Source organism: Caulobacter sp. GW821-FHT12D05 (assembly GCF_058807295.1).
In genome coordinates this window covers 953,562-974,941 of sequence record NZ_JBXAQO010000001.1, presented here as the reverse complement: position 1 = coordinate 974,941, position 21,380 = coordinate 953,562, and the positions used below count along the sequence as shown (strand labels likewise).

Genomic DNA, 21,380 nt, shown 5'->3' with positions numbered 1-21,380 from the left:
AGAGCCATGGAAACCGCGATCACCGCACGTCCCCGCCGCCCGCGCCCCAAGGTCGTCACCCTGACCGACGCCGCGGCGGCGCGCGTGAAGGAGATCATGGCCCGCGCGGATAAGCCCTATGCGGGCTTGCGCGTCGGCGTGAAGAACGGCGGCTGCGCGGGTTCTGAGTACATCTTCGAATACGCCGCCGAGAAGGCCCCGCTGGACGAGGTCGTCGAGGACAAGGACGTCACCATCCTGATCGACGCCAAGGCGGTGTTGTTCCTGATCGGCACCACGATCGACTACGAGACCACCAAGCTGTCATCGAAGTTCGTGTTCAATAATCCGAACGAGACCGACGCCTGCGGCTGCGGCGAGAGCGTGACGATCCAGCCGGCGCCGGAAGCCCCAATGGACAGCGAGCACTGATGCTGGCGCGCACACCGTCCTGCGTGGAATGCGGCCTGGCCTGGGGCGCGCCGCGCTTCAAGCACGAGGACGAGGCGCCGCTGTACTGGTCGGATACCGGCCTGCTGTGCTCCAGCGGCTGCGCCCAGACCCACTTCGCCAAGCGCCGGGCCGAAGGGACGTTCGCGGGCGTCCCGGCGGAGTGCCCGGTCGAGGTCTAGGCCGACGCCTCGGCCGCCTTCGGCTCCGACGCTTTCTTCTTCGGCGATTCCACCAGCACCGACGCCTTCACCGGCTCACCGCGCGCTTCCGCGATCAGCTCATTGGTGCGCCCCTCGATGGTCGCCTCCAGCCGCTGCATGAACGCGGCCTTTTCCAGGCCTTGGGGCAGGGGCGGCAGGAACTCGACGGTCGCCACGCCGGGCGTCTTCTGCTTGTCGGTCTGCTGCCAGAAGCAGCCCAGGTTCGTGGCCACCGGCACCACCGGCAGGCCGAAGTCCTTGCTCATGTAAAAGACCCCCGTGCGGTAGCGGAAATGCTCGCCCGGCTTGGCCAGATGGCCTTCGGGATAGATCAGGATGCGCCGGCCCTCGGCCGCGACCTGGGCGGCGCTCTTGGACAGGGCCTCACGCGCTTCGGGACCGCCGCAGCTGTCGACGACGATGGCCCCGAACTTCTTCAGGATCGCCCCTACCAGTGGGAACTTCTCCAGATGGTCGCCGGTGACGAAGCTGAGGTTCTCGACATTGGCGAACATCACGAAGCCGTCGCCCCAGCTGTGGTGCTTGGCGGCGATGATGAAGGGGCCGGCGGGCAGGTTTTCCTGGCCCTTCAGCTGCACCTTCACCCCGGCGAAGAACCCCAGCGCCCACAGCATCCGCTGGCTGTAGAACCGCAGGGCGAAGGCCACCGGCCTGCGGCCGGGCAGCAGAGCGGAGAAAGCGGCCGACAGGCCGTAGAAGATCGACAGGACCCAGTAGTAGGCGTTGAACAGCGCGCTGCGCATGTCGGTGTCGTCCTTTAACGGGCGAAGAGAACGGCCTGGACGGCCGCGGTCATGAGAGGGGCGTGGGCCGATAGGGCGTCGGCGCCCAGGCGGCCATAGGCCTTGTTCTGGGCGGTTTGGGTGATCACGCCGATGGCCATGGCGGCCAGCACGCGCGGGTCGCCCGGCGGCAGCTCGGCATTGATCATCGCCCGCTTGATCACGGTCTCGACCTGGGTGACCGGGTCGCGGCCGTCCTCCTGGTAGTAGGGCAGGAAGTGGTGCAACTGCAGCAGGTGGAACGAGAACAGCAGCCAGTCCTCGTCGGCCACAGCGCAATAGGCCTGCACCAAGGCGGCGGCCTTGGCCTTGATGCCGTCGGCGGCGGTCGCTTCGTCCTCGATCAGGGCCGAGAGACGGCGGTGGCAGTCCATGAATAGGCCGACCGCCAGCTCGTCCTTGCTCTTCCAGTGGCGGTAGATCGCGCCTTCGGAGACACCCGCGCGGGCGGCGATGGTCTTGGTGGTGGTCGCGTCAACGCCTTCGACGACGAAGGCCTCAAGGGCGGCGCGTTCGATGCGGGGCTTGGCGCTCATGAGAGGAGCATCTCATAGCACTTGAAATCTGCAAGTGAGTGTTCACTTACATTTTCGTGATGGACAGTTAGAAGCGACGCAGCGACACACGGCCATGGTCCAGACGGTTCTGATCTATTCGATGGGCGAGGTGATCGGCGACGGCCTGATCAAGCTGCCCTTCATCGCCGGCCTGCGGGCGGCGTTCCCGGACGCGCGCATCAGCTGGTGCGCGGCCAAGGTCGAGACGGTCTATGCCGGCGCTCTGAAGGGCGTCGTGGCCGGCTATATCGACGAGCTGATCCTTGAAGGCTCGAACGGTGGGCGTCCGCTGGACGCCATGCCGTGGCGCAAGCCGTTCGGCGGCCGCAAGTTCGATCTCGTCATCGACACCCAGGAACACATCGGCCGCAGCGGCGTCGCTCGGCGAGGCGCGGCGGGTCGCTTCGTCTCGGCCGCCCGGCATGCCCGCGACAAGGATTGGCCCGTGGCCGTCACTGACCGCCTCGCGCGGCTGCTGAACCTGGCGACGGACGGGCAGGGCGCGCCGCGTCCCCTGGCCCTGACCAACCCCGACGCCTTGAAGGCCGCCGAGGCCTTGCTGCCTGTCGGCCCGACCTATGTGGGCCTGGCGCCCGGCGCGGGCGGGCAGGACAAGCGCTGGCCGTTGGAGAACTATCTGGAGCTGGCCCGCCGCGTGGTCGTCCAGGGCTGGACGCCGGTGTTCTTCTTCGGCCCCGACGAGGCCGAGGACGCCGCCACGGCCGCGCGCGAGGTCCCGCAGGCCCTCCAGCCCGAACGTAACCGCACGGATGGCTTCACGACCGTGAAGGGGCCGCTGCTGGTCATCTCGCTCGCTAGCCGCCTGGCGGCGGGCGTCGCCAACGACGCGGGTCCCGGCCACATGTTGGCCGCCGGCGGCGCACCGCTGCTGTCCTTGCAACAGGACCGCCGCAAGTCGGTGAAGTTCCGCCCGGCCGCCCAGCGGCTTGAGATGCTGGTCGCGGAGGACTACGGAAGCGGCATGGGCGCCCTGCCGATCGATGCGGCCTGGGAAGCGCTCGAAAAGTTGGTCTCCGGAGCGTCCTGAATGTCCATCCTCGCGCCGATCTCGGCGGGCGAACTGGTCGACAAGATCACCATCCTGCGGGTCAAGGCCCAGCGCATCGGCGACCCGGCCAAGGAAGCCAATGTCCGCAAGGAGCTGGCCCTGTTGGAGGCCACGGCGGCCGAGCACCTGCCCGACAACGCCGAGATCGCCCGCCTGACCGAAGAGCTTACGACGGTCAACGCCGCCTTGTGGGACATCGAGGACGGCAAGCGCGACTGCGAACGCCGGCAGGACTTCGGCCCGGACTTCGTGGCTCTGGCCCGCCGCGTCTATATCGACAACGACCAGCGCGCCGCCATCAAGCGCGCCATCAACGAGGCCGCCGGCTCCGACATCGTCGAGGAGAAGAGCTACAAGCCCTATCTCGGCGCCTCAGACACATGACGCAAGTCGTTCGCGACGCTCGCGAAATGGTCGCCGGGATGACGCCGGCGCTGAAGCCCGGCGCCTACGTCTTCTGCGCCGCCGGCGACCGCGACTGGGCGGCGCTGGAACCGCTGGCCATGTTCCGCGAGGCCGAGGGCGTCAGCCTGATCCTCGAGCGCGACGCCGCCCAGGCGGCCGGTTTCCCGGTCGAGGGGCTGATGGCCCTGATCACGCTGAACGTCTACTCAGCCCTGGACGGCGTCGGCCTGACCGCCGCCGTGGCGACTGCGCTGGCCCAGGCCGGGATCGCCTGCAACATGGTCGCGGCGCTGAATCACGACCACGTCTTCGTGCCGTTCGAGCGGGCCGACGAGGCCGTCGCGATCCTGCTCGACCTCCAGGCCGCCGCTAGCGCCCCTTGAACGCCGCCGCGCGTTTCTGGAGGAAGGCGCTGACACCTTCGATGAAGTCTTCGGTCTTGCCGGCGACCTTCTGGGCCTTGCGTTCGGCGTGCAGCTGGCCGGTCCAGTCCTCGTCCAGACTGTCCCAGACCAGCTTGCGGATCGCGCCCAGCGCCGCCGGGCCCTGGGCCAGCTCGACGGCCAGGGCGTGGGCGGTCGGGATCAGTTCGGCGTCCGGGACGCAGCGGTTGACCAGGCCCCATTGCAGCGCCGTGGCGGCCGGGATCTTGCCGCCCAGCAGCATCATCTCCATGGCCCGCGCCTTGCCGATCAGGCGCGGCAGAAGATAGGTCGAGCCGCCGTCGGGCACCAGGCCGATGCGGCGGAAGGCCTGCAGGAAATAGGCGCTCTCGGCCGCGACGATGATGTCGCCCATCAAGGCAATCGAGCAGCCCACGCCGGCCGCCGGACCGTTCACCGCCGTCACGATCGGCAGCGGGAAGTCGCGCAGCAGCGTCATCAGCGGGTTGTAGGTGTTCTCCAGCGCCGAGCCGGCGTCGGGCTTGCCGTCGACGTCCAGCTCGCGCCCGGCCGCGCCGCCGCCCGACAGGTTGGCGCCCGAGCAGAAGCCGCGGCCTTCGCCGGTCAGGATCACCGCGCGGGCCTCGATCTTGCCCGCCGCGATGGACGAGAAGGCGTGGATCAGTTCGCGGGCGATCTCCAGGCTAGCGGCGTTCAGCGTCGTGGGATCGGCCAGGGTGACGGTGGCGACGCCGTCCTGCGTCGAGACACGGATCTTCTGATAGTCCACAGCGGCTCTCCCTTCGTTCGTTGGGGAGAGTCTAGGCGCCTTTGCCCCTTGGGAAGGCTAGTAGAATTTTCACAAGGAAACGCCGCCGATCCTCACGGAGCGGCGGCGCCAGGTAGGTCTTCTGCTGAAGAAGCTTAGGCCGCGTTGGCCGAGGCCGGCATGGATTCCGCCGCCGTGACGCGGTTACGACCACCGCGCTTGGAGGCGTAGAGCGCCGCGTCGGCGCGTTCCATGATCGAGTGGCCGTGCTCGCCCGGCGTGCGCTCGGCGAAGCCCGACGAAATGGTGATGGCGCCCAGGTCCTCGTTGGTCGAGCGACGCTTGAGCATGCGCGAGGAGACCTCGACGCGGATCTCTTCCAGGGTGGTGGCGACCACCGCGGCGCTTTCGCGCGGGAAGATCATCGCAAATTCCTCGCCGCCGTAACGAGCGGCGAAGCGCGGCGGGGCGGCGACGCGGCCGATCACCGAGGCGACGTAGCGGATGACCTGATCGCCGGTCTGGTGGCCCCAGGTGTCGTTGAAGCCCTTGAAGTGGTCGATGTCGAGCACGGCCAGGCAGATCGTCGTGCCGGTGTCGTCGGCGTCCTGGCAGGCGCGGTCCAGCTCTTCGTCGAAGGCCTTGCGGTTGGCCAGGTTGGTCAGGCCGTCGGTGGTGGCGTCGCGGCGGACCTGTTCCAGGTGCTCGCGCAGGCGCTCGACCTCGGCGGTGGAGTCGGCCAGGCGCGTTTCCAGCGACTGGTTTTCCTTGTGCACGCGGCGGGTGGCGTCGGCCAGGTTGCCGACCACGGCCTTGATGGCTTCGACGTCGGTCGACTTGTCCAGGCTCTTGGTCGCGCCGGCCAGTTCCTTGCCGAAGGCGGCGTTGGACTTCTGGGCGTTCTGGATGGCCTTGGAGACGGCTTCCAGTTCCTTGGACAGGATGTCGCCGGCGTCGCGGATCTGTTCGTTCAGGCGGGCCTTGGGCAGATAGGTGGCGGCCAGCTCTTCGCTGACCAGCTCGGTCATCGGTTCGCCCAGGGAGATCAGGCGGGTCAGCTCACGCGCCAGCGCGCCGTCCGGGTCGGCGACGTAATGCGTCCACAGCTCGAAGTTCAGCGCGGTCGGCCACACCTGGTGGCGTTCCATGAGCTCCAGCGCACGCGAGGCGATCTTGTAGGCCTCGGGACCGCGCAGCGTGGTTTCGACGTCCGACATCTTTTCTTCCCCCATCGGTGCTTTCCCTTGCGGAAACCCCGATCGCTTGGAGCCTGACCTTAAACTGGAGAGTTCTTACGAGGCGTTAAGAACGAACAACGTTCGCTTGCGCCTCGTCTTCGGCTCGCTCATGGTGATCAATGATAAGATTGGCTTCGCGCCGGAACGCGGGGCCCGGGGAGGAGCGACAACGCCATGAATGCACCGGTGAATCTGTCCTTCGACGCCCACAAGGCGGCGATGAACGACGTGTTGCAGCGCCAAAAGGCCGCGCACCTAAAAAATGGGCCGCCGAGCGTCGAAAAGCGTATCGATTGGCTCAACCGCTCGATCGATCTTTTGATCGGTCATCAGGCCGAAATCGCCCGCGCCGTTAATGAAGATTTCGGCTCGCGCTCGCCTGAAGCGACCGCGCTGACCGATGTCGCCGGCTCGATCGGGCCGCTGAAATTCGCCCGTGAAAACGTCGCCAAATGGACGCGCCCCGAGAAGCGCAAGACCACGCCGGCGATCCTGGGTTTGTTCGGCGCCAAGGCCACTGTGCAGTGGCAGCCCAAGGGGGTGGTGGGCGTGATCAGCCCGTGGAACTTCCCGGTCAACCTGACCTTCGCCCCGCTGGCCGGGATCTTCGCGGCCGGCAACCGGGCGATGATCAAGCCGTCGGAATTTACGCCGGCCACCTCCGAGCTGCTGAAGGCGATGTTCGCCAAGGCGTTTGCCGAGGACGAGGTCGCGGTGTTCGTCGGCGGCCCCGAAGTGGGTCAAGCCTTCGCGGGGCTAGCCTTCGACCACCTGGTCTTCACCGGCGCGACCTCGGTGGCCAGGCACGTGATGCGGGCGGCGGCCGAGAACCTGGTGCCGGTGACCCTGGAGCTGGGCGGCAAGAGCCCGGTGATCCTGTCGCGCGGGGCCGACATGGCCACCGCCGCGGCGCGGATCATGAACGGCAAGACCCTGAACGCGGGCCAGATCTGCCTGGCGCCGGACTATGTCTTCGCCCCGCAGGACCAGGTCGAGAGCTTCGTGGAGGAGGCCAAGGCCGCCGTCGGTCGTTACTTCCCGACGATCAAGGACAACCCGGACTACACCGCTGTCGTCGCCCAGCGCCACTACGACCGGGTGAAGGGTTATGTCGACGACGCCCGGGCCAAGGGCGCGCGGATCGTCGAGATCAATCCGGCCGGCGAGGACCTGACCCAGCAGGAACACCGCAAGATCGCCCCGACCCTGATCCTGGATCCCACCGACGACATGAAGGTGATGCAGGAAGAGATCTTCGGCCCGGTGCTGCCGGTGAAGACCTACAAAAACGTCGACGAGGCCGTGGACTATGTGAACGCCCACGACCGGCCGCTGGCGCTCTACTGGTTCGGGACCGACGAGGCCGAGAAAGACCGGGTGCTGGAGCGCACGACCAGCGGCGGGGTGACCGTCAATGACGTGATCTTCCACGTCGCCCAGGAGGACCTGCCGTTCGGCGGCGTCGGCCCGGCCGGCATGGGCGCCTATCACGGCCACGACGGCTTCCGCGAGTTCAGCCACCGCAAGGCGGTGTTCCAGCAGCTGAAGAAGGACATCGCCCCGATGCTGGGTCTGCGCCCGCCGTACGGGGAGGGGATCCGCAAGTACCTGGCCGGGCAGATCAAGAAGTAGCTTCAACAGGACGGCGCGGCATGCTCCAAGCGGCGCATGTCGTTGCCTCTGCGTCCCATCGTCGAAGCCCAGGACTTGCCTCGAATGCAGGTCCCCGAACTGCGCGAGCGTTTCGCGCGGGGCGAGACCGGGATCGCCTGGTCGCCGGAGCATGACGCCTCGGTCGGCGCGCCGGCGGGTGTTTTGGGCGGTCCGGAAGCGACTGCCTGGCCGTATGACTTCGCCAACCCGCCGCCGGTGGACGTGCCAGCGACCTGCGCGATCGGCGAGGCCTGGTGGTTTCCGCGCTTCGGCGGCCTGATCGGGACCGACGGCGCGCTCTACAACGCCACGATCGGCGAGGTCCGGCACGGGTCTCAGGATCTGTCGATCCTGCCCGGCGTCGGGGAGAATACGACCCGATTCACTCCGCCTGTCGCGGCGCCCGAGATCGAGGCGGGAGCGGTGTTCCTGCCTTGGGGCGCGGGCTTCAACTACGGTCATTTCGTCATCGACGCCTTGACCTCGCTGCAACTGCTGGAGCGGGCTGGCCTGCTGGAGGGCGTTCCGGTGCTGGCCCCGAAACTGACGCCCTGGCAGCGCGACTTGATCGCTCTGGCGTTCCCCAACCTCGTGGTCCGGGAGGTCGAGGCGCCGGTCGTGCGGCTGAAGCGGGCGGTCTTCGCCACCAGCATGGACCACTTCCTGCACCACCCGAACGGCGTGCTGGCGGACGTCGCCGCGCGGGTCCTGGCGCGGGCGCCGGCCGGCAAGGGCGCCAAGCGCGTCTATCTATCCCGCCGGGGCCAATCGATGCGGGTGATGGTCGGCGAGGCCGCGTTCGAGAAGGCCCTGGCCGCGCGCGGCTTCACCATCGTGCGGCCCGAGACCCTGAGCGCCGGCGAGCAGGTCGCCCTGATCCGCGACGCCGACGTGCTGGTCGGCGCCAGCGGCGCGGCCCTGGCCAATGCGGTCTTCCTGCAGCCTGGCGCGCGGGTCGTGGAGATCCAGCCGCTGAACTTCACCAGCCAGTGGGTGAGGGCGGCCTGCCGGCAGGTCAGGGTCGACTGGCGCGGTTATGTCTGCGCCTCACCATGCCCGGCGCGTGAGGCGCCGCTGCTGGCCAGGTTCCGCCGAGGCTTCAAGTTCGCCTTCAGGCCGCCCTTGGACGACCTGTTGGCGTTTGTGGATGCGGCGCTCTAGAGGATGCCCTTGCGGCCCGGGACCCACGGGTCCAGCGGCTGCTGCTCCTCGCGCTTGACCATGCCGTAGTAGCCGGCGACCCAGACGATCGCGAAGGTGAACAGGCCGCCCCAGAAGCCGCCTGGCGTGGCGAACCACACCGTCAGGCCACTGATCGAGGCCGCGAGGCCCAGCATCGACCAGCGCAGCAGCACCGAGAAGGCGTGATAGGTCTTCTCGTGCGAGATCAGGATGGCTTCCTTGTCGAGTTCGGGTTCGATGGCGGCCACGTTGCAGTCCTCCCATTCGTTTTTGGGTTCTGGCGGACCGGCCGAGCTCCGGCGCGATCAAAGCCGAGAACGGACAATACGATAACAGTGTTCCGCGAGCCTGGCCATTGGGCCAGCGGCGTCCGTCCGGTTAGGCTCCAATCTCGCCCGCGATTCTGGAGGGACCCGTGCGCAGTCCCCTGAAGCTGCTGCTGCCCGCGCTGATCCCGTCCTGGAACTTCTTCGACGTGATCGCGCCATCGCCGCGCGTGGAGTACGCCCGGCTGCGCTCGATCGGCGACACGGCAGGCGACTGGAAGGCGTTCCGACCACGGCCTGAGCGCCTGTCGCCGCTGGAGATGCTGACGCGCCTGATCTGGAACCCGCGCTGGAACGAGAGCCTGTTCCTGGTCAGCTGCGCCGAGCGCCTGGGCGATGACGAGACCGCCCATAGCGAGAGCGAGATCTTCAAACGCATCGCCGCCGATGTGGTCCGCGAGCCGCAGGACGCCGAACGGCCCTGGCTGTGCTTCCGCGTGATCTTCGTCAGCCGCGTAGGCGAGGCCTTGATAGACGAGGTTCAGTACCAGCCCGCACCGCGCCTTCTGGCTGAGATCGTGGTCGCATGAGCCTGCAGCTTGCCGCTCGCCTGACCGAGATTCTGCTGGCCCTGGCGCTGATCCAGCAGAGCCTGGAGCATTTGGTGCGGTTCCGGAATGAACAACTGCTGTTCGGCGTCCGGATCGCTCTGTGCCTGCTGGTGCTGGCCGGTATCGCAGCGCCCTGGCCGCTGGTCGGGCTGGCGAGCCTGTCGGTGCTGATCCTGTATCGCTTCGAGGGCCCGTATAACGGGGGCAGCGACCGGATGGGCCTCTTGGCCCTGTGGTGCCTGACTGCTTCGCGCCTGCTACCGACACCGCCCGTGCAGGAGCTGGCCTTCGGCTATCTGGGCGCGCAGCTGATCCTGTCCTACGTCATCTCCGGCGGGGTCAAGATCGTGAACCCCGATTGGCGCTCGGGCCGCGCACTGGCCGATGTCTTCCGGTTCTCGGCCTATCCGGTCAGCGAGGCCCTGCGCGCCTGGGCCGACCGACCGCGCGTGCTGCTGGCGATGTCGTGGGCGGTGATGGGCTTCGAGCTGATCTTCCCGCTGACGCTGTTGTGGAAACCCGCCCTGATCGCCGGGTTGGTGGTCGCTGCGACCTTCCATCTAGCCAATGCCTGCCTGTTTGGCCTTAACCGGTTCTTCTGGACCTGGCTGGCGGCCTATCCGGCCATCCTGTGGCTGCAGGGGCGGCTGTTCCACTGAGGGGCCGAAACCTCGTCCTTCGACAAGCTCAGGATGAGGTCTCTACTGAACGACCATCGAAGTAGCCCTCATCCTGAGCCTGTCGAAGGACGAGGGCGGGCCAAGCAAAAGGCGCCGAACCTGAGGTCCGGCGCCTTTGTCATTCGATCGAGGTCGAAACCTTACTTGCCGCGCGGCGGACGCGCCAGGAAGGCCGGGACGTCGTTGCCGAAGCCGACCACGCGACGGTCGTCGTCGTCGCGGTCGCGGACCGGCTGGACGCCGCGCACAGGACGCTCGGGGCGTTCCGGCCGCTCGCTGCGCTCAGGGCGTTCGCTACGTTCCGGACGCTCGGCGCGTTCAGCACGCTCCGGACGTTCAGCGCGGGCAGGGCGCTCCGCACGCTCAGGACGTTCCGCGCGTTCGGGACGCTCGGCTTCAACCGCCGGAGCGGCGTCGGCGCGCGGGGCGCGATCGCGTTCGCGGCGCGGGCGGCGCTCGCGGGCGGGACGTTCCTCGGCTACAGCGGCTTCGGGCGCTTCAGTCGCGGCGACGACGGCCTCGGCCGGCGCGTCGGCGGCGGCTTCTTCGGTGCGACGGCCACGGCTGCGCGGGGACGGACGGTCGCCACGGTCGGGGCGATCACCACCGCGATCACGACCACCGCGCTTGCGGTCACGGTCGCCGTCGCGCTTGACGGTCACGGCGTTGGAGTAGTCGAGCTCGAGCTTCTCTTCGTCCGGGGTCGAGCCGATCAGCTTGACCACCTTGTCGAAACCCTTGTCGTCGGCCGGGGTGACCAGCATGTAGGTCACGCCCGTGCGGCCGGCGCGGCCGGTGCGGCCGATGCGGTGGACGTAGTCGTCGGCGTGGTGCGGAACGTCGTAGTTGAACACGTGGCTGACGGCCGGGATGTCCAGGCCGCGCGCGGCGACGTCCGAGGCCACCAGGATCTTCAGCGCGCCCGAGCGGAAGTCCGCCAGGGTCTTCATGCGCTGGCTCTGGTCCAGGTCGCCGTGGATCGGAGCGGCGTCGAAGCCGTGCACCTTCAGCGACTTGGCGACGATGTCGACTTCGGTCTTGCGGTTGCAGAACACGATGCCGGTCTCGATGCCGGCCTTCTCGACCAGGGCCCGCAGCGCCAGGCGCTTGGCCTTGGGGTCAGAGGTCGGAACCTTGACCAGCAGCTGGGTGATGTTGGCGTTGGTCGTGGCGGGCTTGGCCACCTCGATCCGCACCGGGTCCTTCAGGAACTGCTTGGTCAGGCGCGTGATTTCCGGCGGCATGGTGGCCGAGAAGAACAGCGTCTGCTTCTTGGGCGGCGTCATCTTGAAGATGCGCTCGATGTCGGGGATGAAGCCCATGTCCAGCATGCGGTCGGCTTCGTCGACGACGAGGAACTGCACGCCGGTCATCAGCAGCTTGCCGCGCTCGAAGTGGTCGAGCAGGCGGCCCGGCGTGGCGATCAGTACGTCGACGCCGCGGTCCAGCTTCTTTTCCTGGTCGCCGAACGAGACGCCGCCGATCAGCAGCGCCCACGAGAGCTTGGTGCCCTTGGCGTACTTCTCGAAGCTGGCGGCCACCTGGTCGGCCAGTTCGCGGGTCGGGGCGATGACCAGGGCGCGCGGCATGCGGGCCTTGGCGCGGCCCGACTGCAAGCGGTCGATCAGCGGCAGGGTGAAGGCGGCGGTCTTGCCGGTGCCCGTCTGGGCGATGCCAAGCACGTCCTGGCCCGCGAGGGCGACCGGAATGGCCTGGGCTTGAATGGGCGTCGCAGTGGTATAGCCGGTGTCGGCGACCGCCTGCAGGGTCGTGGGCGAAAGCCCGAGGTCGGTAAATTCGGTCATTACACGCTGGTCTGATCGGAGCCGCCCGTGCTTGGGCGAGCGGGCGGCGCGGATTCGCCAGACCTGCTCCGAAGGTGGGGATAAATAGGCGTAAAGTCGGCAAAGTCAATCGCCACAAGGCGATAGGGGGTATTCGGAAGATGAGCGACAACGGCTGGAAAGATTCCGCCAAGGCCTGGATCGCCGACATGGGCGAGGCTGGAGACTACGGACGCCAGTGGGTGCTGGACGCGCCTATGACCGAGCGCCTGCGCTTGCTGACGCCCGGCCAGGCCCTGGATGTGGGCTGCGGGGAAGGGCGGTTCTGCCGGATCCTGCGCCGCGAGGGCTTCGCCCCCGTGGGCCTGGACCCGACCGCGGAGTTGCTGGACGCGGCGCGAGCGAAGGATCCGGACGGGATCTATGTCCACGGCCAAGCCGAGGTCCTGGACTTCCCCGACGCCAGCTTCGATCTGGTGGTCAGCTGCTTGTCCTTGATCGACATCGAAGCCGCCGACCGGGCCATCGCCGAGATGACCCGGGTCCTGAGGCCTGGTGGGACGCTGCTGATCGCCAATCTGACCAGTTTCTCGACGGCCCGCGCGCATGGGGGCTGGCAAAAGAACGTGTTGGGCCACAAGACCCAGTTCGCCATCGACCACTATCTGGAGCCTCGCGCCAGCTGGGAGGAATGGCGCGGCATTCGTATCCTCAACTGGCACCGTCCGCTGAAGGACTACATGCATTGGTTCCTGGGCCAGGGGCTTGTCCTGACCCACTTCGACGAGCCCGCGCCGCATGGTGGGCCGGCCGAGCGTGCTGACAGATACCGGCGCGTGCCCTGGTACCTCATCATGGAGTGGCGCAAGCCTTAAGGCCCCTCTATATCCGCCAGCACATGACGATCGACCACGACTCCCGCCTTCGGCGCCTTCGTTTCCGCGCCTGGCATCGCGGCTTCCGGGAAGCGGACCTCATTCTGGGCCCGTTCGCGGATGTCCATGGCCCGAACCTCACCCCAGAGCAGATCGACACGCTGGAGACCCTGCTCGAGGAGTCGGACCGCGAGATCTACGCCTGGATCGTCGGCCAGGAGCCGACCCCTGAAAAGTTCGAGACGGACGTCCTGGCGATGATCCGTGCGTTCAGGTTCGAGGCGCACGCCTCGCGCCCGACCGGAGACGGCGCTTAAAAGCATGAGCTACGACGCCAAACAGATCGCCAAGGCCGCGGGCGGCCTGACCCTGGCCGGCGCGCCGGAGGGCTTCGACGCGCTGGTGATGGCCGACATCGCCCGGGCGCGCGGCGGCCTGACGGCGTTCGTGGCCCGCGACACCGCTCGCGCCGGCGCCTTCATCGACGCCCTGAAGTTCTTCGCGCCCGAGATCGAGGCCGTGCTGTTCCCGTCGTGGGACTGCCTGCCTTACGACCGCATCGGTCCGTCCTCGGGCGTCTCGGCCACACGGATGGCGACGCTGTCGCGCCTGGCCCGAGGCCTGGGCGAGAGCAAGCCGGCCATCCTGGTCATCGCCGCGCCGGCCCTGCTGCAGCGCGTGCCGACCAAGGACGTGCTGCTGCGCGCCTCCTACTCGGCCAAGGTCGGCAATGTCGTCGATATCAAGGATCTGGAACGCTATTTCGCCGTCAACGGCTACACCCGCGCCTCGACGGTGTCGGAGCGTGGCGAGTTCGCGATCCGGGGCGGCGTTATCGACGTCTATCCGCCGGCCGCCGAGGAGCCGGTGCGTCTGGACCTGTTCGGCGACACGCTGGAAAGCATCCGCGCTTTCGATCCCGAGACCCAGCGCTCGACCAGGCAGCTGAAGGAAATCGACCTGCTGCCGGTCAGCGAGGCTCTGCTGGACGCCGACGGCATCTCGCGGTTCCGCAAGGGTTATGTCGCCGAGTTCGGCGCGCCGGGCGATGATCCGCTGTACGCCGCCGTCAGCGAGGGCGGCCGTCGCGCCGGGCTCGAGCACTGGCTGCCGTTGTTCTACGAGCGGATGGCGACCCTGTTCGACTATCTGCCGGCCGGATCCCTGATCGGCGTCGACCACCAGGCCGCCGAGGCCCGCGACGAACGCCTGGCGATGATCGCCGACGCCTATGACGCCCGCGCCAGCGCCGACCGCAAGTCGGCCTATCGTCCGTTGGCCCCTGAGGCTCTCTACCTGACCGCCGCCGAGTGGGACCGCGAGCTCACCGACCGCACGCACCGCCTGTTCACACCGTTCCAGCCCCAGGGCCTGGACGTGGTCGACATGGGCGCCAAACTGGGCCGGGTCTTCGCCGCCGAGCGCGCCCAGGACAGCGTCAACCTGTTCGAGGCCACCGCCGACCACGCCAAGAAGCTGGCCGCCGAGGGCAAGCGGGTGCTGTTCGCCTCGTGGTCCGAGGGCTCGTCCGAGCGCCTGGGGACCATGCTGGCCGACCATGGCCTGAAGAAGATCCCCTATGCCGGCTACTGGCAAGCTGCCAAGGCCAATGACCCGAAGACCCCGCAGCGGGTCGTGCTGCCGCTGGACCATGGCTTCGAGACCGACCAGCTGGCGGTCATCTCCGAGACCGACATCCTGGGCGACCGCCTGGCCCGCCCGCGCAAGAAGCGCCGCGCCGCCAACTTCCTGGCCGAGGCCTCGGCCCTGACGCCAGGCGACCTGGTCGTCCACATCGACCACGGCATCGGCCGCTACGAGGGCCTGAAGACCCTCGACGTCCAGGGCGCGCCGCACGACTGCCTGGACCTGATGTACGGCGGCGAGGCTAAGCTGTACCTGCCCGTCGAGAATATCGACCTGCTGACCCGCTACGGCGCCTCGGACCCCGAGAGCGTGCAGCTGGACAAGCTGGGCGGCGCGGCCTGGCAGGGTCGCAAGGCCAAGGCGAAAGAGCGTCTGCGGGTCATGGCCGAGGGCCTGATCCAGATCGCCGCCGCCCGGCAGCTGAAGTCCGTCGAAGAGACTGACGCGCCCCAGGGCGTGTTCGACGAGTTCTGCGCCCGCTTCCCCTACGAGGAGACGGACGACCAGCTCAGCGCCATCCACGACGTGCTGGAGGACCTGGCGTCCGGCAAGCCGATGGACCGCCTGATCTGCGGCGACGTCGGCTTCGGCAAGACCGAAGTGGCCCTGCGCGCGGCCTTCGTGGTGGCGATGAGCGGCAAGCAGGTGGCCATCGTCTGCCCGACGACGCTGCTGGCCCGCCAGCACTACAAGACCTTCAAGGACCGCTTCCAGGGCTGGCCGATCAAGGTCACGCGCCTGTCGCGCCTGGTCACCGGCAAGGAAGCCGCCGAGGCCCGCGAAGGCCTGGCCGACGGCACGATCGAGATCGTGGTCGGCACCCATGCGGTGCTGTCCAAGCAGGTCTCGTTCAAGGACCTGGGCATGGTCATCGTCGACGAGGAGCAGCACTTCGGGGTCAAGCACAAGGAGAAGCTCAAGGAGCTTCGCGCCGACGTGCACATGCTGACCCTGACCGCCACGCCGATCCCGCGCACCCTGCAGATGGCGCTGTCGGGCATCCGCGAGATGTCGATCATCGCCACCCCGCCGGTCGATCGCCTGGCGGTGCGCACCTATATCAGCCCGTTCGACCCGGTGACCCTGCGCGAGGCCCTGCTGCGCGAGAAGTATCGCGGCGGCCAGTCCTACTACGTCGTGCCGCGCATCAAGGACCTGGAGGACATCGAGAAGTTCCTCCGCACCCAGGTGCCCGAGGTGAAGTACGTCGTCGGCCACGGCCAGATGGCGGCCACCCAGCTGGAAGACGTGATGACGGCTTTCTACGAGGGCCAGTACGACGTGCTTCTTGCGACGACTATCGTCGAAAGTGGGCTGGATATCCCGTCGGCCAACACCCTGATCGTCCACCGCGCCGACATGTTTGGCCTGGCCCAGCTCTACCAGATCCGGGGTCGCGTCGGCCGGTCCAAGGCCCGGGCCTACGCCTATCTGACCACGCCGGTCGAGAAGTCGCTGACCCTGTCGGCCGAGAAGCGCCTGCAGGTGCTGCAGTCGCTGGACAGCCTGGGCGCCGGCTTCCAGCTGGCCAGTCACGACCTGGACCAGCGCGGCGGCGGCAACCTGTTGGGCGACGAGCAGAGCGGCCACATTAAGGAGATCGGCGTCGAGCTCTACCAGCAGATGCTGGAGGACGCGGTCGCCGAACTCCGCCAACGCCAAGGTCAGGAAGCCCTGCTGGAGGATCGGGGCTGGTCGCCGCAGATCAACACCGGCGCGGCCGTGATGATCCCGGACGAGTACGTCCCGGACCTGAACGTCCGCCTGTCGCTCTATCGCCGCCTGTCCGACGCCGAGCAGGCCGCCGATCGCGAAGCCCTGGCCGCCGAGATGATCGACCGCTTCGGCCCGCTGCCACCCGAGACCGACAGCCTGCTCAAGGTCGTCGCCATCAAGGGTTTGTGCCGCGAAGCCAATGTCGCCAAGATCGATGTCGGCCCGAAGGGCGCCGTCGCAAGCTTCCGCAACGACACCTACGCCAACCCGCTGGGGCTGATGCAGTACGTCGGCAAGAACAGCATCATCTGGAAGGTGCGTCCGGACCAGAAGGTCGTGGTCAAGGGCGAGTGGGACACCCCCGCTCAGCGCCTGGACGCGGCCGAGAAGATCCTGGCGGTGCTGGCGAAACTGGCCAAGGAGTAGGGGCTCTTAGACCCCCGGCTTCTTGGCGGTGCGGATCTTCTGGAGCACGCCCTTCAGCTCCTCGCCCGACAGCGCGCCGGGGATGAGATAGCCGTTGATCACCAGGCCGGGCGTGCCCTGAAATTGCAGCAGCGCCGCCTCGCGCGCGTTGCGCGCCAGGATGGCGTCGATCTCGCCGCCGCGGGCCTTGAGGTCGCGGGTCAGTCGGGCCCAGTCCACGCCAGCCTGCTTGGCGACGGCGTCGACCATCGGCTTGTCGCTGAGGCGGGTAGGCGAGAGCATGAAGGCCCGATGCACGGCCTCGTACTGGCCCTGATAGGTCGCCGCCAGCGCCACCCGCGCGGCGTGCTCGGACACGTCGCCGAAGATCGGCCAGTCCTTGTGGACGACGGCCAGCCGGCTGTCGGTCTTCAGCGCATCGGCCAGGACCGGCTCCATGCGCTTGCAGTAGCCGCAGTTGTAGTCGCCGTACATCACGATGACGACGTCGGGAGCTGTCGCGCCGAGGCGCGGAACGCCGGGGTCCTTGAGCAGATCCTTAAAGCCGTATTCGGCGGCGGAGGCGGTTCCGCAGATTGCCAACGCGACGACGGACAAGGCGAGCGCCACGAACTGACGGAACGGCATGGCGGGTACTCCGGAGACCAGGGGCGCAGGCATAGCGGATTCGATGGAAAAACCCCTCTCTCATGGAGAGAGGGAGGGGCCCGCCGCGAAGCGGTGGGAGGTGAGTGGGTACGCCGGTCGACGGCGTGCCGGCACTCCGTCAGACGTCCTAACCACTCACCCCAACCCTCTCTCTAAGAGAGAGGGAGCTTTATGGGGATTAAGCGGCCTCTATCCTCGGAATTCGCGATATAGACTTCTGTAAAATCAACGCCCTGTCGATTTTACGCGCCTCCGAATGATCCGCGCTCAGAACCCCTCGACAATGGTCCCACCTCGTCGCGAGGAAAGGGCGCATGGCCAGCGACCGTTGCGGCGGCGGGGTGTGATCGAGCGGTGAAGGTCCGAGGGGGATACTCGGACGGTCCGGGGCTTCAGCGTGCTGGCTGAACCCGCCCGCCGTTGGCGTGGTCGAAGGCAAAGGGGTGTGTCTTAGCCATTTTTGGCTCGCCTTCTTCGACCGTTGGAACTTGCCGGAAACGGCGGGGTCCGGCTCCCGGTAAGGCCTGAACAGGGCCACCTGACGGGACGCTGGCGGATAACGATCGCGCGGAGCGTCTGGCTTCGTCGAAACGGTACTAACTCAAACACAGTCCGGGCGCGGCCCGGCGCTCCGCGTCCCTTTCCACCCACTCGCAGCTTCGGGGCGCGAGGGCGATGAAACACGTTCCCTCCCCCTCGATGGGGGAGGGGCAGGGGTGGGGGTGACTACGGCGTCGGATGCCGCGCACGGCGTCCAGCTCAGCAGGTCACCCCATCCCCAACCCTTCCCCATCAAGGGGAAGGGAGAAGACTCCATCAATCCGCGAAGTAAGCCACGTGGACGTGCATGTGACCGATATCCTTGCCCCCGAAGACCAGGCCGTTGGGGCCGATGTGGACGTGCTTGTCCAGGTCGTCGCGGTGCAGCTCGATCGTGTCGCCATTACAGGTGTCGGTCAGGCGGATGGTCTCGGGCACCTGGGTGGCGGTCGAGTCCAGCGAGGTGAAGCCGTTGGTGGTCAGGATGCCGAACTGGCGCCACTTCTTGGGCTTGGCCTGCTTGCCGTTCCAGTTCTCGCCCAGGCGGGCGCTGGCGATGTGCTGGACCGGGATGTCGCTGATGCCGAACAGGTTGTCGCGGCGCCATTGCTGATAGAACCAGCTGTCGACACTGCCGGCCGAGCAGAAGTTCTCGCTGACGATATTGGGCCAGCTGTCGCGGATGGCCGTGGCCTTGGCGTTGAACAGCTGGAAGTAGCCGTTCGGCTCGAAATTGGTCTGCTCGCCCTTGCCCTCGACCTTCTGGCTGTCGACGCGGCTGGTGAAGTACAGGCAGCCCGGGTTCCACGAGTGCGACATGAACAGCTCGTAGAAGCCCTCGAACATGACGATGTCGGCGTCGGTGAAGACGATCCAGTCCGCGTCCTTCAGCCCCTTGAGGCCGTCGTTCAGCATCTTGCCCTTGTTGAAGGCGTGGTCGTCGTCGAAGCAGCGGTCCGAGATCACCAGGGTCGCGCCGTTTTCCTTGACCACTTCCTGGGTGCGCAGGTCGTCGCTGGAGGTGACGACGATCATCTCGTCGAACTCGCGCATGTTCTGCGGCAGGGTCAGGGCCAGGTCGTCGCCGTAGCCGACCGAGGTCAGGACGCAGGCCAGTTTGCGCGGCTTGGTCGAGTTGTGGCCGATGCCGACGCGGCGGCCCGAGCTGGCGTCGCCCACGTAATTGTCGCGGGTCTCGACCTGGCGCTTCTGCATGTGCAGGGCGGGGTCGAACATCTCATAGGCGCGCTTGCGGATCGCCGGGCTGCCCAGCTTCTTGAGGATCTGCTTGTGCTCGGCCGAGATGATGTCGCGGTCCAGCAGGTCAAGCTGCGACGGACCCGGCTGGGCCAGGCCGCAATAGTTGCAGAGGTCCAGCTGGTCCTTGAAGTCTTCGGGCGTGCGCTGCCACCAGCCGTGCTCGACCGGCCAGGCGCGCTGGCCGTCGAAATACAGGCGGTCGATGGCGCCGGCCACTTCACAGAAATAGGCGCCCTTGTCGTTGATCGTCGCCGACCACAGCTTCTGCACCCAGCAGTTGTCGCGGTTGTACTCCCACTCGGCGTCCGACATGCCGGTCGCCTGGGTGTAGTCCTTGCGGCTGATCAGCAGCGCCTGGTGCTGGCCCGCGGTCTCGTGGGTGTTGGTGTTGAAGTGGCTGTAGACCTCCATGATGGTCTCGTAGTTCTTGTAGAACCCGTTCCCGAGGCTGGTCCAAAGCCCGCGACCGTTCGAGCGGTCGAACAGGCGCTGCGTGGCGAAGTCGTTGAAGTCCTTGATCGGCGCCTTGCCGTTATTGGTGTTCGGGCCGCCCCACAGCTCGGCGAACCGGCGCGAGATCTGCTCGAAATTGCCGTGCAGGGTGGGTTCGCCGGCGATGACGCCGATCACCTTGTTCGGGGCGTTCCAGCCTTCCATGCTCTTTACCGAGCGTTCGAAGGTCTCCAGCTCCATGTCGCGGCGCTGGGTCTGGTGCGGGATCAGCCGCGTGCAATTGCTGCAGGCCAAGTGGCACTTGGTGCTGATGTCGATCTGGACGATGTCCATGTCGGCGGGCGAGCGCATCGGGATCTCCGTTCCGGACGCACCCGATTCGGGGTGCGACGGTTAACGCAGACCATGCCTGCGTTAATCTCTCGGGTCGATAATACTGATCGCCGCACCCAGACTCTAGACTTCCGACTACAGATCCAGGGCGTAGAGACGGCGGTCGCGACGCTCGCCGTCGCGGTGCACGGCGCCTTTCAGATAGCCCTCGGCCTTGAAGCCCAGCTTCTGCAGCAGGTGCTCGGCGCGGTTGTCGCCGACGTGGGTGCTGGCCACCAGGCTCTTGAGGCCGCTGCTGGCCCCATAGGCGAGGAGGGCGCTGACCGCCTCGGCGCCGAAGCCCTGGCCCCAGCCCTTGCGGTCGACCACGAAGCGGATCTCGGCCCGGTCGTGGCGCTTGTCGATGTCGATGAACTCGCAATAGCCCAGGAACGCGCCACTGGTCGTATGGCGGATGCACCAGTAGGCGGCGTCGCCGGCGACCATCTGGTCGACCTGGGCGGCGACGCGGCTGGTCACCTCGTCAGGATCCTCGATCGGCTCCTGGTCCAGGTTCGACATCACTTCCGCATCACTGAGGAACGGATAGATCAGGGGCGCGTCGTCGACCGTCAGGGGAGCGAGGGTCAGGCGTTCGGTCTCGAGGATCATGCGGTCCGGAGAATTGGCTTGGGGGACTTAAGGGACTTGGGGGGCTTGCGTGGGAGAGCACGCTTCCCAGCTATGGCGCGTAGCCGCCTCTAGTGGTAGAGGGGCCGCTTCGTTTTTCGCGTGGCATTTCGCCCGCGCCCGGATCGAGAACAACTTCGTCATGCTCATCGGCGTCCTGCTGGCCATCAATATCGTCGTCTGCCTCGGTCTGATCGGGGTCGTCCTGCTGCAACGCTCGGAAGGCGGCGCGCTGGGCATGGGCGGCGGCAACACCGGCTTCATGACCGCCCGCGGCGCCGGCGACCTGCTGACCCGCATCACCTGGATCCTGTTCTCCATCTTCCTCGTGATCAGCCTGACGCTGACGATCCTGACCGGTCGCTCCAACACCGGCGGCTCGGTCACCGACCGCCTGAACATCCAGAGCCTGGACGCCAAGACCCTGAACGCGGCGCCGCTGCCTCAGGCTCCCGCGACCGATCCGGCGGCCGCCCAGCCGGGCGCCATCCAGGCTCCGGCCCCGCAGATCAACGCCCCGGCCCCGACCGCGCCGCAGCCCTCGCTGCTGGCTCCGGCACCGGCGGCGCCGGCCCCGACTCAAGCGGCCAAGAAGCCGGCCGCGGCTCCGAAGGCGGCGGCCAAGCCGGCCGAGACGGCTCCGGCGCCCGCAGCGACCCCGACGGTCGCGGCTCCGCCGACTGAGCAACCGAAACAATAACCGTCCCAAGACGGATCTGAACCGACCCCCGAGGGCAACCTCGGGGGTTTAATCTTGTTGATGAACGCAGGTCTTTTCACC

At 67.4% G+C, this 21,380-nt stretch carries 22 protein-coding genes; 13 read left to right on the top strand and 9 right to left on the bottom strand.

All coding sequences use genetic code 11. The annotated features are described in order from the left end of the window. Positions 1-6: 6 nt before the first annotated feature. Positions 7-411, top strand: a complete 405-nt coding sequence (locus tag AC1RRR_RS04170; RefSeq protein ID WP_492810795.1) for a HesB/IscA family protein — start codon at positions 7-9, stop codon at positions 409-411. Further along, complete coding sequence (locus AC1RRR_RS04165) at positions 411-611, top strand: hypothetical protein (RefSeq protein WP_492810794.1); 201 nt, start codon at positions 411-413, stop codon at positions 609-611. The genes AC1RRR_RS04170 and AC1RRR_RS04165 overlap by 1 nt, the downstream gene beginning before the upstream one ends. Here the strand turns inward: AC1RRR_RS04165 and AC1RRR_RS04160 are convergent. Both AC1RRR_RS04160 and AC1RRR_RS04155 read right to left on the bottom strand, forming a co-directional pair. Further along, on the bottom strand, positions 608-1,396 hold the full coding sequence (locus AC1RRR_RS04160) for a lysophospholipid acyltransferase family protein (protein ID WP_492810793.1): 789 nt from the start codon (positions 1,394-1,396) through the stop codon (positions 608-610). The genes AC1RRR_RS04165 and AC1RRR_RS04160 overlap by 4 nt on opposite strands. Before the next feature lie 14 nt (positions 1,397-1,410). Then, complete coding sequence (locus AC1RRR_RS04155) at positions 1,411-1,971, bottom strand: TetR/AcrR family transcriptional regulator (RefSeq protein ID WP_492810791.1); 561 nt, start codon at positions 1,969-1,971, stop codon at positions 1,411-1,413. A 94-nt stretch (positions 1,972-2,065) separates the two neighbouring features. On the opposite strand from AC1RRR_RS04155, the gene AC1RRR_RS04150 reads away from it, so the two are divergent. From AC1RRR_RS04150 to AC1RRR_RS04140, 3 genes are read left to right on the top strand one after another with little or no spacing between them, the layout of a single operon-like run. Continuing rightward, positions 2,066-3,040, top strand: a complete 975-nt coding sequence (locus AC1RRR_RS04150; RefSeq protein WP_492810789.1) for a glycosyltransferase family 9 protein — start codon at positions 2,066-2,068, stop codon at positions 3,038-3,040. Further along, complete coding sequence (locus AC1RRR_RS04145) at positions 3,041-3,445, top strand: DUF6165 family protein (RefSeq protein ID WP_492810787.1); 405 nt, start codon at positions 3,041-3,043, stop codon at positions 3,443-3,445. It abuts the gene before it with no gap. Further along, positions 3,442-3,849, top strand: a complete 408-nt coding sequence (locus tag AC1RRR_RS04140; protein ID WP_492810786.1) for an ACT domain-containing protein — start codon at positions 3,442-3,444, stop codon at positions 3,847-3,849. Before AC1RRR_RS04145 ends, AC1RRR_RS04140 begins: the two co-directional genes overlap by 4 nt. Here the strand turns inward: AC1RRR_RS04140 and AC1RRR_RS04135 are convergent. Both AC1RRR_RS04135 and AC1RRR_RS04130 read right to left on the bottom strand, forming a co-directional pair. Further along, complete coding sequence (locus AC1RRR_RS04135) at positions 3,836-4,639, bottom strand: enoyl-CoA hydratase/isomerase (RefSeq protein ID WP_492810784.1); 804 nt, start codon at positions 4,637-4,639, stop codon at positions 3,836-3,838. The genes AC1RRR_RS04140 and AC1RRR_RS04135 overlap by 14 nt on opposite strands. Before the next feature lie 134 nt (positions 4,640-4,773). Continuing rightward, the gene (locus AC1RRR_RS04130; RefSeq protein ID WP_492810782.1) at positions 4,774-5,835 is read right to left on the bottom strand and encodes a GGDEF domain-containing protein; all 1,062 of its coding nucleotides are present in this window, start codon (positions 5,833-5,835) and stop codon (positions 4,774-4,776) included. A 195-nt stretch (positions 5,836-6,030) separates the two neighbouring features. Here AC1RRR_RS04130 and AC1RRR_RS04125 point away from each other — a divergent pair, with 195 nt between their 5' ends. Both AC1RRR_RS04125 and AC1RRR_RS04120 read left to right on the top strand, forming a co-directional pair. Continuing rightward, complete coding sequence (locus AC1RRR_RS04125; RefSeq protein WP_492810780.1) at positions 6,031-7,488, top strand: coniferyl aldehyde dehydrogenase; 1,458 nt, start codon at positions 6,031-6,033, stop codon at positions 7,486-7,488. A 36-nt stretch (positions 7,489-7,524) separates the two neighbouring features. Beyond that, positions 7,525-8,670 (top strand): glycosyltransferase family 61 protein, encoded by a 1,146-nt coding sequence (locus AC1RRR_RS04120; RefSeq protein WP_492810778.1) that lies wholly within the window; start codon positions 7,525-7,527, stop codon positions 8,668-8,670. On the opposite strand, the gene AC1RRR_RS04115 is transcribed toward AC1RRR_RS04120, so the two are convergent. Beyond that, entirely contained in the window at positions 8,667-8,939 is a 273-nt protein-coding gene (locus AC1RRR_RS04115; protein ID WP_454716232.1) for a hypothetical protein, read from the bottom strand. The genes AC1RRR_RS04120 and AC1RRR_RS04115 overlap by 4 nt on opposite strands. Positions 8,940-9,106: 167 nt before the next feature. Between AC1RRR_RS04115 and AC1RRR_RS04110 the strand changes: the two genes are divergently transcribed. Beyond that, complete coding sequence (locus AC1RRR_RS04110) at positions 9,107-9,547, top strand: hypothetical protein (protein WP_492810776.1); 441 nt, start codon at positions 9,107-9,109, stop codon at positions 9,545-9,547. Further along, a complete protein-coding gene (locus AC1RRR_RS04105; protein WP_492810774.1) occupies positions 9,544-10,227 on the top strand; it encodes an HTTM domain-containing protein in 684 nt (227 codons plus the stop codon). The genes AC1RRR_RS04110 and AC1RRR_RS04105 overlap by 4 nt, the downstream gene beginning before the upstream one ends. Before the next feature lie 161 nt (positions 10,228-10,388). Here the strand turns inward: AC1RRR_RS04105 and AC1RRR_RS04100 are convergent, their stop codons facing one another. Continuing rightward, positions 10,389-12,053 (bottom strand): DEAD/DEAH box helicase, encoded by a 1,665-nt coding sequence (locus AC1RRR_RS04100; protein WP_492810773.1) that lies wholly within the window; start codon positions 12,051-12,053, stop codon positions 10,389-10,391. Between the two features lie 122 nt (positions 12,054-12,175). On the opposite strand from AC1RRR_RS04100, the gene AC1RRR_RS04095 reads away from it, so the two are divergent. The 3 genes from AC1RRR_RS04095 to mfd are packed head-to-tail and all read left to right on the top strand — an operon-like array spanning position 12,176 to position 16,696. After that, positions 12,176-12,907: a class I SAM-dependent methyltransferase gene (locus AC1RRR_RS04095; RefSeq protein ID WP_492811761.1), complete on the top strand. Its 732-nt coding sequence runs from the start codon at positions 12,176-12,178 to the stop codon at positions 12,905-12,907. A gap of 23 nt (positions 12,908-12,930) precedes the next feature. Continuing rightward, positions 12,931-13,224: an FAD assembly factor SdhE gene (locus AC1RRR_RS04090; protein ID WP_125158468.1), complete on the top strand. Its 294-nt coding sequence runs from the start codon at positions 12,931-12,933 to the stop codon at positions 13,222-13,224. Between the two features lie 4 nt (positions 13,225-13,228). Beyond that, the gene (mfd, locus tag AC1RRR_RS04085) at positions 13,229-16,696 is read left to right on the top strand and encodes a transcription-repair coupling factor (protein ID WP_492810772.1); all 3,468 of its coding nucleotides are present in this window, start codon (positions 13,229-13,231) and stop codon (positions 16,694-16,696) included. A gap of 6 nt (positions 16,697-16,702) precedes the next feature. Here mfd and AC1RRR_RS04080 read toward each other — a convergent pair whose 3' ends face one another. The 3 genes from AC1RRR_RS04080 to AC1RRR_RS04070 all read right to left on the bottom strand — a co-directional run bounded on the left by AC1RRR_RS04080 (position 16,703) and on the right by AC1RRR_RS04070 (position 20,581). After that, positions 16,703-17,323: a DsbA family protein gene (locus tag AC1RRR_RS04080; RefSeq protein WP_492810771.1), complete on the bottom strand. Its 621-nt coding sequence runs from the start codon at positions 17,321-17,323 to the stop codon at positions 16,703-16,705. 837 nt (positions 17,324-18,160) lie between these two features. Then, the gene (locus AC1RRR_RS04075; RefSeq protein WP_492810769.1) at positions 18,161-19,948 is read right to left on the bottom strand and encodes a hypothetical protein; all 1,788 of its coding nucleotides are present in this window, start codon (positions 19,946-19,948) and stop codon (positions 18,161-18,163) included. Between the two features lie 117 nt (positions 19,949-20,065). Beyond that, on the bottom strand, positions 20,066-20,581 hold the full coding sequence (locus tag AC1RRR_RS04070; RefSeq protein WP_492810767.1) for a GNAT family N-acetyltransferase: 516 nt from the start codon (positions 20,579-20,581) through the stop codon (positions 20,066-20,068). A gap of 160 nt (positions 20,582-20,741) precedes the next feature. Here AC1RRR_RS04070 and secG point away from each other — a divergent pair, with 160 nt between their 5' ends. Next, entirely contained in the window at positions 20,742-21,299 is a 558-nt protein-coding gene (gene secG, locus AC1RRR_RS04065; RefSeq protein ID WP_492810765.1) for a preprotein translocase subunit SecG, read from the top strand. The last annotated feature ends 81 nt before the right edge of the window (positions 21,300-21,380 follow it).